This window comes from Nocardia lijiangensis NBRC 108240 (assembly GCF_001613045.1).
Lineage (GTDB): Bacteria > Actinomycetota > Actinomycetes > Mycobacteriales > Mycobacteriaceae > Nocardia > Nocardia lijiangensis.
In genome coordinates this window covers 68573-80176 of sequence record NZ_BDBP01000030.1, presented here as the reverse complement: position 1 = coordinate 80176, position 11604 = coordinate 68573, and the positions used below count along the sequence as shown (strand labels likewise).

Here is an 11604-nt window from a genome sequence, read left to right as displayed (position 1 = left end):
GCCGTGGTTCTAGTGCCCCCGCTCGATCTTGGTCAGATGCGCGATATTGGCCCGGTCGGCCGCGTCCGCGCTCGGCTCGCCCGCGAACCAGGCGTCGAGAATCTCGGTGAGCTCGGCCGCCGAGGTCGAACGCAGGCTCAGCGCAAGCACATTCGCGTCGTTCCATTTGCGCGCGCCCGCCGCGGTCGCGGCGTCGCCGCACAGCGCGGCGCGGATGCCTGCCACCTTGTTGGCCGCAATGGACGCGCCGGTGCCGGTCCAACAGCACACGATCGCCTGATCGGCGCGCCCCTCGGCGACGTCCCGCGCCGCGGCCTCGCTGGCCCATGCCCAGTCGTCCCGCTCGGTCTCCGACAGCGCACCATGCGTCAGCACGCCGCCGAATCCGCGCCTGCCCAGCTCCTCTACCAGTTCCTTTGCCACGCCGACGTACTCGTCCGCCGCCACCGAGATCCGCATGTCACCACGATAGGACGCCGCACGTATCCCCGGACCAGCTCGAAGCTGAGACCAGTTCGCGGACGACCGCACTTCGCATACCTTGTCGACGCTTCGCACAGGTTGTAGCGGCTGCGAGGCGTGAAGACGGGCTGCGAAGCCTGCAAGGCAGCGCCCGGCCGGATCAGGCGCGGGTCAGCGCGAAGATTCGCAGATCGCGGCTGGTTCGGTCGCGGTAGGCGGCGTACGCGCCGGTCACCTCGACGAACCGTTGGAAGATCGGTTCCTTGGCGGCGCCCTCGACCGGCGTCGCGGTGACCCGGATGCGTTCGCCCGCGATGGCGACGGTCGCGGTCGGATCGGCGAGCAGGTTGGCGGTCCAGGCGGGGTGGTGCGCCTGGCCGAAGTTGCTGCCGATGACGTACAGGGTGTCGCCGTCGTGCACGTACAGCAGCGGCTGGGTGCGTGGCTGTCCTGATTTGCGGCCCGTGGTGGTCAGCAGGATGACCGGTGCGCCGATCGGTCCCAGAATCGTGTACTTGGCGTCGGTACGTTCCAGCACCTGGCGATCCAGCGGCGTGATCTTGCGAATCACCCACGATCCCGGCTTGGTCGCGGCGAACTTGTTCGCCACACGGGACAGAAGATTGGTGCGCGAACCCCACTGCCGGTCCGGGAACTGCGTCGTCATGGGCCGGAATATACCGGCGGGACCGGGTTCGGCGGAGTGCCCGCGTCGCCCGACAAGCCCGGATCATCCCCTCGGCGATCGAACGTGATTTCCCGAATATTTGCCATCGGTTGGCCGGGCCTCGGCGTGTCGGCTCACTAAGCTCGGGATCATGGTCGAATCCGCTCCCTCCACCGTCTACATCGCCTCGCCGGAGGGCGACACCGGGAAGTCGACGGTCGCGCTCGGCGTGCTGCAGATGCTGTGCGCCACCACCGCCAGGGTCGGGGTGTTCCGGCCGATCACCCGCTCGACCACCGAGCCCGACTACATCCTGGAGCTGCTGCTAGAGCACAGCACCGCGGACATCGACTACTCCCAGGCCGTCGGCGTCACCTACGACCAGGTGCACGCCGATCCGGACGCCGCTATCAGCGAGATCGTGATGCGCTTCCACGAGGTGGCCAAGGTCTGCGACGCGGTGGTGGTGATCGGCAGCGACTACACCGACGTGGCCAGCCCGAGCGAGCTGCGCTTCAACGCCAGGATCGCGGTGAACCTGGGCGCGCCGGTGCTGCTTGTGGTGCGCGGCTCCGACCGCACCCCGGCCGAGATCAGGCAGCTGGCCGAGTTGTGCGCGAGCGAACTACATCAGGAGCACGCGGCACTGGTCGCGATCGTCGCGAACCGCTGCGATCCGGATGCGTTGAAGGAAATCTGTTCCGTGCTGGGCGATTTCGCCGTCCCATCCTGGTCGCTGCCGGAGGTGCCGTTGCTGATCGCGCCGACGATGGCCGAGCTGTGCGAGGCGGTGAGCGGCGAAATGTACAGCGGCGACCACGAACTGCTGCAGCGCGAGGCACTGGAGGTCATGGTCGGCGGCATGACGGCCGAGCACATCCTGGAGCGGCTGGTCGACGGCGTCGTGGTGATCGCGCCGGGCGACCGCTCCGACGTGCTGCTCAGCGTGGTGAACGCCCATGAGGCCGAGGGCTTTCCCTCGCTGTCGGGCATCATCATGAACGGCGGCATGCTGCCGCATCCCGCGGTCGCGCGCCTGATGGCGGGCCTGAAACAGAAGCTGCCGATCCTCACCACCGACTTGGGCACCTACGACACGGCGAGCGCCGCCTACCGCACGCGGGGCCGGATGTCGGCGGGCAACCCGCGCAAGGTGAACACCGCACTCGCCCTGATGGAGCAGCACGTGGACGCGCCGGAGTTGTTGCGGCGCATCAGTGTTCCGCGCAGCTCCGTTGTCACCCCGCAGATGTTCGAATACCAGCTGATCGAGCAGGCCAGGGCCGATCGCAAGCGAATCGTGCTGCCCGAGGGCAACGACGACCGCATCCTGCGCGCGGCGGGCCGGGTGCTGCAGCGCAAGATCGCCGATCTGGTCGTCCTCGGCGACGAGTCCGCCATCCGGGCGCGCGCCGCCGAACTCGGCGTCGACATCTCCGAAGCCGAGGTGCTCGACCCGCGCACCTCCGGCTACCTCGACGAATTCGCGGCCGAGTACACCGAGTTGCGCAAGCACAAGGGCATGACTCTGGAGCGAGCCCGCGAAACCGTCTCCGACATCTCCTATTTCGGCACCATGATGGTCCACAAGGGCATCGCCGACGGCATGGTCTCGGGCGCGGCCCACACCACCGCGCACACCATCCGGCCCTCGTTCGAGATCATCAAGACGGTGCCCGGCGTCGCCACCGTCTCCAGTGTGTTCCTCATGTGCCTGGCCGACCGGGTGCTCGCCTACGGCGACTGCGCCGTCGTCCCCGACCCGAGTTCGGAGCAGCTGGCCGATATCGCGATCTCCTCCGCGCAGACCGCCGCGCGATTCGGCATCGACCCGAAGATCGCGATGCTGTCCTACTCCACCGGCGAATCCGGCAGCGGAGCCGATGTGGACAAGGTGCGGGTGGCGACCAAGCTGGTCCGCGAGCGCGCCCCGGAACTGTTGGTGGAGGGCCCGATTCAGTACGACGCGGCCATCGAGCCGACGGTCGCCGATACGAAACTGCCCGACTCCGAGGTGGCCGGGCGGGCCACGGTATTCGTGTTCCCGGATCTCAACACCGGCAACAACACCTACAAGGCGGTGCAGCGCAGCGCGGGCGCGGTCGCGATCGGCCCGGTGCTGCAGGGACTGCGCAAGCCGGTCAACGACCTCTCGCGCGGCGCGCTGGTCGCCGACATCGTCAACACCGTGGCGATCACCGCCATCCAGGCGCAGGGGCAGTGAATCTTCGCACTCGCCTGTCAGGAACAAAGGTGCGGTGAGCGGGGTTGCCGCGGGTAGGGACCGCGCACCAGGCCGGTGCGAGGTCGCAAGAAGACGCAGGAGGCATGATGAGCAACGCGGCCGATGACCTTGTGTTGGTGATCAATTCCGGCTCCTCGTCCATCAAGTACCAGCTGCTCGACCCGGAGGCGGGGGCGGTGGCGGCCTCCGGTCTGGTGGAACGGATCGGGGAACGGGAGGGCGCCGTCGAGCACCGCGCCGCGGGCCGCACCGTCGAGCGCACCGAGGCGATCGCCGACCACAAGGCCGGGCTGCAGTTGGTGTTCGACGTATTCGCCGAGACCGGCCACGACCTCGCGGGCGCGGGCGTGCGGGCGGTCGGGCACCGGGTGGTGCACGGCGGTGAGGTCTTCTACGAGCCGACGCTGATCACCGATGAAGTGGTCGAGGAGATCTCGAAGCTGTCCGCCCTTGCCCCGCTGCACAATCCGGCCAATGTCACCGGCATCGAGAGCACCAGGGAGCTGCTGCCCGGTGTGCCGCAGGTCGCCGTCTTCGACACCGCCTTCTTCCACGGCCTGCCCGAGGCGGCGAGGACGTACGCCATCGATGCGAAAGTCGCCGCCGCGCACGGCATCCGCAGGTACGGCTTCCACGGCACCTCGCACGAATACGTGTCCGGCCGGGTCGCGGAGGTGCTCGATCGCGACCCGGAAACCTTGCGCCAGATCGTGTTCCACCTCGGCAACGGTGCGTCCGCGTCGGCGATCCGCGGCGGTAGGCCGATCGACACCAGCATGGGTCTGACGCCGCTGGAAGGCCTCGTCATGGGCACGCGGGGCGGGGACATCGACCCCGGCATCATCGGTCACCTGGTGCGTTCGGCGCACTTCGACGTCGACCGGATCGAGGAACTCCTCAACCGCAACTCCGGCATCAAGGGCCTGTCCGGGGTCAACGACTTCCGCGAACTGCAGCGGCTGATCGACACGGGCGACGCCGCGGCCCGGCTCGCCTACGACGTCTACATCCATCGGCTGCGCCGCTACCTCGGTGCGTATCTGATCGAGCTGGGCGGCGTCGACGCCATCACCTTCACCGCGGGAGTCGGTGAGAACAGCCCCAAGGTCCGCGCCGACGCGCTGGCCGGTCTGTCCGGTTTCGGCATCGAGGTCGACCCGGCGCGCAACACGGCCGCCGACCGCTCCGCCCGGCGAATCTCCCCGCCCGATGCGCCGGTCGCGGTCCTGGTGGTGCCGACCAACGAGGAACTCGCCATCGCCCGCGCCGCCCGGCAGGTGGTTTCGGAGCGGTAGCCGATCGGGCGAAACCCATAGAACCGCACCTTTTCTCGCGTAGGCCAGGGTAGGTAGCGCAACGCTTGCCACCTGCCCTCCGATGATCTTGAATGGCTCGTACAGGCCACCATCGAGGGAGTCGCGGTTGTCTGCCTGCTCGCGCAGCGGAGCGCGCGAGACTGGTTCACCCGGCCGCGCTTTCATCCCGGCGGCCGTGCGCTCTAGAAAACCTCACGGAATCCTCATGGTCACCGCGCCAGCATGGAAGCGGATCGGGGTCGCCAGGTATCCGAGGAGCCCCGCGGTCCGTCGGGAGCGATGCCCTCGCCTCCCACAGCCGCTCCGGCTGCCCCCGGACCGGCGCGGCCCGCGGGACCTTCCCGGCTGCCGACTGCTCCCGCGCCCGGATCCGGCCCGGCCGCTGTTCCGCCGCAGCGGCCGGGTTTTCTCGGGTCAGAACCAGGTGTGGGCGCGAATGGTGTTGGCGAGGTCGACGAGGGCGTAGCGGTGGTTGCGACCGGGTGCGTGGCGGGCGAGGGCGCGCAGGCCCGATTCGGTGCCGCCGCGCAGATCCCGTTCGGTGAACCCGGCGCCGAACAGCTTGGCATTGGGGCGTTTCGGGGTGTTCCCCGCTTGCAGCCAGGCCAGCGCGGCGCCGAGGACGAGCACCCGCATCTGCAGCGCGCGGCCCTCACCGGCGGGCAGCGTCTGCACCCGCGAGGCCGCCACGTGCAGCGTCGACTCGTCGAGCTGGTCCACCGGAGAAGCGGTGAGCAGCAAGAGCACCGCGGTCATTCGTGCGGTGGCGTAAGAGCGCGAGGTCGCGGGGACTTCGTCGAGCGCGTCCACCGCGGCCTCGACCCGCCCCGCCGCCGCCAGCTGCCTGGCCAGCCCGAAGGCCGCGCTCACGACCGCGCGATCGGTGCGCCATACGGTGCCGTAGAACTTCTCCGCGTACGCCCGCCACTGTTCCGGATCCTCCGAATCCCAGTGCTGGAGCACCAGTTCGGCGGTCGCGGCGAGGGCCAGCTTGGGTGCGATCTCGCCGGGCAGCACGTGCAGCACCGCCTCGAAGGCGGCGAACGCCTGCTCGTAGTTGTGCTCCTGGAGCTCCGCGAGCCCGGTGAACCAGTCGATGCGCCAGTTGTAGGCCGGGATTCGGGACAGCAGATACAGCGCCGTGGCCGGTTCGCCCATGTCCAGCCGCAGCCTGGTCTCGGCGAGGGGGAGTTCCAGAGCCCAAGTCTCCGGGGTGTTCTCGGGGTCGGCCGCGGCGCGTTCGCGCGCCTCGTGGAGGGCCTCCAGCGCCTGTCTCGGTTCCGGGTGCACGGCGGCGGCCAGCAGGGGAGCGGACGGATCGGCCGGGTCTGTCAGCGGAATCGGTAGCGCCGCGGCGATATCCGCGGCGGGCACCAGGCTGCTGCGGCCGATACCGTCGGCGTAGGCGTCGGTCTGACTGATCAGTTCGTCGGTGCCGAAGCTGGCGCGCTGTGGACTGAACACTGTGGACAACTGTGGATGTTCGGCGCCGGTGTCCAGCGCGAGGATTTCGCGCAGGACGCCCGCCAGCTGGGCGGCCATCGCACGGGCCGAGCCGAACCGGCGCGCCGGGTCCGGATCGGTCGCGGTGAGCAGCAGCCTGTGGAAGAACTCGTAGCGTTCCAGCACGGGATGCTGTGCGGGATCGGGGATGCCGTCCAGGTAGCGGCCATGCTCCATGGGCATGTTCAGGGTGAGCACGGCCAGCGTGCGCCCGACGGTGTAGATGTCGGAGGCCACCGTCGGTCCGGTCCTGGCGATCTCCGGTGCCTGGAATCCCCTGGTGCCGTACAGGTTTCCGTATGCCTCGATGGTGGACACCGCGCCGAGGTCGATCAGCTTGACCTGGTCCTCGGTGATCATGATGTTGTCGGGCTTGAGGTCGTTGTAGGTCAGGCCGGCCGAATGCAGGTAGTCCAACGCGGGCAGGATCTCCAGCACGTAGGCGATCGCCTCGGCGACCGGCATCCGGGCGGGCCGCTCGTAGGTGTCCAGCACCGCGCGCAGCGAACGCCCGCCGACGTACTCCATCACGATGTAGCCGATCGGGGAGCCGTCCGGGCCGGGGTGCTCGACGAAATTGTGGATCTTGACGATGCTGGGATGGGCTACCTCGGCGAGGAATTCGCGCTCGGCCGCCGCCACCGCCTGCGCCTCGGCGTCGCCCGCGTGCAGCAGGCCCTTCAGCACCACCCATCGGTCGCTGACATTGCGGTCGATCGCGAGGTAGATCCAGCCGAGGCCGCCGTGCGCCAGGCAGCCCTGGATCTCGTACTGGCCGGAGACCATGTCGCCCGGGTGCAGCGACGGACGGAAATCGTAAGGCGCGTCGCAGGTCTCGCAGGTGCCCGCCGTCGTCGCCGGGCGCACCGCGGTCGCCCGGCCGACGGGATTGCCGCAGCGCCAGCAGAAGCGCCTGCCCTCGGCGACCACCGGATCGGTGAGCACCGCCGACATCGGGTCCGCGGGCGGCACCGCCGGGATCGGTACCAAGCCGCCGCCGAGCCTGCGGACCGAGGGCCGCGACCACGCGGTGCGCACGCTGCGGCCCGAGGAGCGCAGTGCCGCACCGGAATCCGGTTCGGGACGCCGGGTGTCGTCGCCGATCTCGGTGCCCAGTGGTTGGGCGGCGGCAATCGTGCCCGGTGGTTCGACGGCCGCCATGGTGTCGGGTGGTTCGTCGGACTCGGTCCCGCGCCCGATCGACTGGGTGTGCTCGTCGCCGGCGCGCGAGGACGCCGGGTTCCGCTGCGTGCCCTGTGAGTTGTCATCCGAATGTGCTGTACCGCTGGATGATTGGTCCGGTCGGTCGTGGAGCGGATCGGACCAGCGGATGGTCGGCGGCGCTTCGGCCTCTTCCGATTCCGAGCCGGAAGGTCCGGAACCACCCGCGGGCTGATCGCTGTCGTCCGGTCGCGGGAACGGTTGGTATCGCGTCGTCATCGCCCCTCAGTCCTGATACGTGGGAGCGGGCGGATCCGGCGGCGGGCCAAGGGTGGCCAGCCACCGGCTGTAGATCCGGCTCCAGGTGCCGTCGGTGCGCAGCCGCTCCAGCGTGCCGTTGACGAAACGCACCAGATCATCGGCTTCCTTGGGGATGCCGATGCCGTACGGCTCGGCGGCGATGCTTTCGCCGACCAACTCGGTGTACGGGTCCTGGGCGGCCAGACCGGCCAGGATCGGGTCGTCGGTGCTCACCGCGTCGACCTGCCGTTGCTGTAGCACCACGAGGCAGTCGGCCCAGGTCGGCACGGTCAGGATGGTGGCGGCGGGCTGTTGGAGGCGGATGCGGTCCAGCGAGGTGGTGCCGGGCACCACGCACACCCGCTTGCCCGCGAGATCGGCGATGCCGGTGATGCCGGAGTTCTTCATGGCCAGCACCCGCTGCTGGGCCAGCAGGTAGACGGTCGAGAACTCGACCTTGGTGCGCCGCTCGCAGGTGATGGTCATGGTCTTGGCGACCACGTCCACCGCGCGGTTCTGCAGCGCCTGTTCCCGATCGGCCGAGTTGAGGCTGCGGAATTCGATGAGGTCCGGGCTGCCGAGCAGGTCGCGCGCGATCTCGCGGGCGATGTCGGCGTCGAAGCCGGAGATGGTGCCGCTGAGCGGATCGCGGAAGCTGAACAGGTTGCTGCCGGTGTCCAGGCCGACCAGCAACCGGCCGCGGGCCCGGATGGCGTCGATGGTGGGGCCGCTGGCGGCCCGGCCGGAACCGGTGGGTCGCAGGCTGGCGGTCGGGTCGCCGCACTGCGGTTCGACGCCGCTCGGCAGCGGCGCATCGGTCTGCACCGGACTGGCTTTCGCGGGCAGCGGCGGCTCGGTGTAGGTGCCGATCTCGACGTTGTCGGCGGGGTCGGGACCTGTCGCGCAGCCGCTGAGCAAGGCGGTGGCGGTCAGTGCGGCGGCCAGCAGGCCGCGTGCGGTGGTCATCGGTACTCCCGTAGTCGGGGCCACAGGCCGAGGCCGACGTAGGCGGCGGCGACGATGCCGAGCACGATGGCGCCGGTGGCCAGGAAGTCGAGCACAAGGACGGCCTGGGAGATCTCCTCGCGCAAGGCGTTTCGCGTCTCGGTGATGCCGCTGTCGAGCGAGCGGTCGAGCGCGTCGACGTGCGCGGTGGACTGTTCCGCGCCCGGTCCGGTGGCCACCGCGGCCGCTCCCACGAAATCGCCGCGCGCCAGCGCCTCGTTGGTCCGCTGGTGCGAGGCCCGCCAACGGTCCAGTGCGGCACGGGCATTCGCGACGTCCTCGCCGGCGGGAGCGGCATTCGGGTAGCCGTCGAGCAGGTCGGCGAGGCGGGCGATGCCGATGTCGTAGGTGCGGTCGTAGTCGCCGGTCGCGTCGCGGCGCACCAGTTTCAGCGTCTCCGCCGTGCGTGCCTGCTGGGTGAGGATGCGGCCTTCGATGAGCCGGGAGGCGGGCACCGCCCCGTCGTCGCGACCGTTGATCATCGCGGTGGCCGACACCGATCCCGCGACCACCGTCCATGCCAAGAGAGCGAGCATCGCGGCGGAGGCCAGCAGCAGGCCGACGTTGAAGGTGCGCCGCCACTTCCTCGCCAGCTGGGTCTGCGCCCACACCAGCGCGGCCAACGTCAGAATCAGCAGGCCGATCGCCGTCCACGGCGGACGGACGTGGGCGCGCTGCGCGGCGTTCACGGCCTCCGAACGGTGATCCTGGAGTTCCTCGGCCATCGGCAGCAGGGTGGTCTGCATCTGGTTCGACGCTTCGCTCAAATAGGCCGCGCCGACGGGATAGCCGCTGCGATTGCTGGTGCGCGCGGTTTCGATCAAGCCGGAGTAGACCGGCAGTCCGGTCGCGATGCCGGTCCGCAGCCGTACGTCGGCGCTCTCGTCGGCGTGCCCCGCGGTGTGCCCGGACTGGATGACCAGCTCGGCCGCCGCCTCGCCGACCGCCTGGGAGTACCTGTCGCGCACCGTTTCCGGCTCAACGCCGCCCGCGATGAAGGCGGTACTCGCGGCGGCGTCGGCGATGGACAGCGACGTGTAGAGGCGGTGTGCGGAGTGCGAGTCCGGCTCGGTGTCGTCGAGCAGAATGCGCAGCGCCTCTTGGCGATCGCTCACCATCGACGCGGTCACCCCGCCCGCGGTCAGGCACAGGCCGATGAGCAGCAATGCGAGGGCAAGCAGCCGGCCCGGCGAAGACTTCGCGAAGGACCGCACGTTGGCGGGGTCGAGGTGCTCGCGGACGGACGCGGCGGACGCGGCGCCGAGGTGTTTGCGCGCATGGTCGGCGGCGACCGACGGCGGCCGCGCGGCCGCCAGCTGCTCGGTCCGAGCCATGGTCCACCTCCGGGTCTGCGCCCAACCTGTGCGCCTTAGTCGCAGTTTATTGTGGTCCTACCGGTGCCGTGGCGTGTGAAACACCCCCTCATGGGGTGCCTGCGATGCGAACACGACCGCGGCTGGATGAGGATGGTTAGCGATGCGCGGTGATGGTGACGGGTGGTCGCGAGGTCCGGACGGCCTGAAGCACTGGGGCAAGTTCGGCGCTGCCGGATTGTTGCTGCGCGCGCCGCTTGCGGCGGGCGGCTCGGCGGTGCTGCTCCAGCATCGCGCCCCGTGGAGTCATCAGGGCGGCACCTGGGCGCTGCCGGGCGGTGCGCGCGACAGTCACGAGACCCCGGTGCACGCGGCGGTGCGCGAGGCATGGGAGGAGGCGGGCATCCATCCCGCCGACGTCCGGGTGCGCGCGGAACGCATCACGGCCTCCGCGCTGAGCGGCTGGACCTACACCACGGTGATCGCCGACGCGGTGATGACCTTGCCGACCAGCGCCAACCGGGAGAGCACCGAACTGGCCTGGGTGCCGGAGGACGAGGTCGAGGCGCGGCCGCTGCACCCCGGTTTCGCCGTGGCCTGGCCCGCCCTGCGCGCCGTCCCGGCCCGCGTCAGCCTCACCGAGCTCGACGACTCGCGAGCCGTTGCCGAGGCTCTCCCGCGCACGGTCGATCTCGCCGATCAGGGGTTCATCTGGCTGCACTCCGATCCGGAAGGCCCCGGCGGCGTCGCACGGATCGTCGACGCGGCGACCGAGGAGCAGGCCACCGCGGAACTGCCGTCCCCGGTCGAGGTGCTCTCGGTGACCAGGGGACAGGTCCTGGCCTGACTACGGCCTGGCGTTGGCCAGCAGCGCGGACTTGAGTTCGCGGGCGGCGGCCTCGGGATCGCGGGCCTCGGTGATGGCGCGGACCACCACGATCCGGTTGGCGCCCGCCGCGAGCACCTCGGGCAGCCGCTCCTGATCGATCCCGCCGATGGCGAACCAGGGCCGGGTCGGATGCGCGTCGGCGGTCGAGCGAATCAGGTCGATGCCCGCAGCCTGGCGGCTCGGCTTGGTCGGGGTGGACCACACCGGGCCGGTGCAGAAGTAATCGATGTGCTCGTCGATGGCGGCGAGCCCGGCCTGGGCGCGGTTGTGCGTCGACCGGCCGATCACCACGTCCGGCCCGAGAATGCGGCGCGCGTACCAGGGCGGCAGGTCGCCCTGACCGAGGTGCAGCACGTCGGCGTTCGCGGCGAGCGCGATGTCGGCGCGGTCGTTCACCGCGAGGAGCGCGCCGTGCCTGCGGGTCGCGGCTTTCAGCTCGGCGAGCGCGCCGAGTTCCGCCTTGGCTTCCATCGGGCCGAATTCGGCCTCGCCCGGTGATCCCTTGTCTCTGAGCTGGATGATGTCGACCCCGCCCGCGAGCGCGGCTTCGGCGAACCTGGCCAGATCGCCCTTCTCGCGCCGGGCATCGGTGCACAGATAGAGCCGCGCGGTAGCCAGGCGCTCCCGTGGCGGCAGCGTTCGGTTCGGGTGGGAGGGTTGCACGCCTTCGACGGTAGCCGCGCTACCGTGGGGATGCGAACAGAAGGCGGGACGAGCACGGTGGCCGCGGCGCGTTGACATGG

General features: G+C 70.0%; 9 protein-coding genes. 3 read left to right on the top strand and 6 right to left on the bottom strand.

Annotated features, from left to right (window positions below):
- Nucleotides 1-9: 9 nt before the first annotated feature.
- Both NL1_RS12215 and NL1_RS12210 read right to left on the bottom strand, forming a co-directional pair.
- Complete coding sequence (locus NL1_RS12215) at nucleotides 10-459, bottom strand: RpiB/LacA/LacB family sugar-phosphate isomerase (RefSeq protein WP_067838114.1); 450 nt, start codon at nucleotides 457-459, stop codon at nucleotides 10-12.
- Nucleotides 460-622: 163 nt separating this feature from the next.
- Entirely contained in the window at nucleotides 623-1129 is a 507-nt protein-coding gene (locus NL1_RS12210) for a nitroreductase/quinone reductase family protein (protein WP_067838110.1), read from the bottom strand.
- A gap of 151 nt (nucleotides 1130-1280) precedes the next feature.
- On the opposite strand from NL1_RS12210, the gene pta reads away from it, so the two are divergent.
- Nucleotides 1281-3353, top strand: coding sequence for a phosphate acetyltransferase (gene pta / locus NL1_RS12205; RefSeq protein WP_067838107.1), 2073 nt, complete (start codon nucleotides 1281-1283; stop codon nucleotides 3351-3353).
- Between the two features lie 107 nt (nucleotides 3354-3460).
- Nucleotides 3461-4669: an acetate kinase gene (locus tag NL1_RS12200; protein ID WP_067838188.1), complete on the top strand. Its 1209-nt coding sequence runs from the start codon at nucleotides 3461-3463 to the stop codon at nucleotides 4667-4669.
- 435 nt (nucleotides 4670-5104) lie between these two features.
- Here NL1_RS12200 and NL1_RS12195 read toward each other — a convergent pair whose 3' ends face one another.
- From NL1_RS12195 to NL1_RS12185, 3 genes are read right to left on the bottom strand one after another with little or no spacing between them, the layout of a single operon-like run.
- On the bottom strand, nucleotides 5105-7633 hold the full coding sequence (locus NL1_RS12195; protein ID WP_245673197.1) for a serine/threonine-protein kinase PknG: 2529 nt from the start codon (nucleotides 7631-7633) through the stop codon (nucleotides 5105-5107).
- A 6-nt stretch (nucleotides 7634-7639) separates the two neighbouring features.
- Nucleotides 7640-8620, bottom strand: a complete 981-nt coding sequence (locus NL1_RS12190) for a glutamate ABC transporter substrate-binding protein (protein ID WP_067838104.1) — start codon at nucleotides 8618-8620, stop codon at nucleotides 7640-7642.
- Nucleotides 8617-9993 (bottom strand): GlnX family signal transduction membrane protein, encoded by a 1377-nt coding sequence (locus NL1_RS12185; RefSeq protein WP_084510524.1) that lies wholly within the window; start codon nucleotides 9991-9993, stop codon nucleotides 8617-8619. Before NL1_RS12185 ends, NL1_RS12190 begins: the two co-directional genes overlap by 4 nt.
- A gap of 142 nt (nucleotides 9994-10135) precedes the next feature.
- On the opposite strand from NL1_RS12185, the gene NL1_RS12180 reads away from it, so the two are divergent.
- Complete coding sequence (locus NL1_RS12180; protein WP_067838099.1) at nucleotides 10136-10819, top strand: NUDIX hydrolase; 684 nt, start codon at nucleotides 10136-10138, stop codon at nucleotides 10817-10819.
- Here NL1_RS12180 and thiE read toward each other — a convergent pair whose 3' ends face one another.
- On the bottom strand, nucleotides 10820-11524 hold the full coding sequence (thiE, locus tag NL1_RS12175) for a thiamine phosphate synthase (RefSeq protein WP_067838097.1): 705 nt from the start codon (nucleotides 11522-11524) through the stop codon (nucleotides 10820-10822).
- Nucleotides 11525-11604: the final 80 nt, after the last annotated feature.

Excerpts from the sequence above, each read along its gene's own strand:
- NL1_RS12215 (WP_067838114.1), bottom strand. The coding sequence starts at position 459 with ATGCGGATCTCGGTGGCGGCGGACGAGTACGTCGGCGTGGCAAAGGAA.
- NL1_RS12210 (WP_067838110.1), bottom strand. The coding sequence starts at position 1,129 with ATGACGACGCAGTTCCCGGACCGGCAGTGGGGTTCGCGCACCAATCTT.
- pta (WP_067838107.1), top strand. The coding sequence starts at position 1,281 with ATGGTCGAATCCGCTCCCTCCACCGTCTACATCGCCTCGCCGGAGGGC.
- NL1_RS12200 (WP_067838188.1), top strand. The coding sequence starts at position 3,461 with ATGAGCAACGCGGCCGATGACCTTGTGTTGGTGATCAATTCCGGCTCC.
- NL1_RS12195 (WP_245673197.1), bottom strand. The coding sequence starts at position 7,633 with ATGACGACGCGATACCAACCGTTCCCGCGACCGGACGACAGCGATCAG.
- NL1_RS12190 (WP_067838104.1), bottom strand. The coding sequence starts at position 8,620 with ATGACCACCGCACGCGGCCTGCTGGCCGCCGCACTGACCGCCACCGCC.
- NL1_RS12185 (WP_084510524.1), bottom strand. The coding sequence starts at position 9,993 with ATGGCTCGGACCGAGCAGCTGGCGGCCGCGCGGCCGCCGTCGGTCGCC.
- NL1_RS12180 (WP_067838099.1), top strand. The coding sequence starts at position 10,136 with ATGCGCGGTGATGGTGACGGGTGGTCGCGAGGTCCGGACGGCCTGAAG.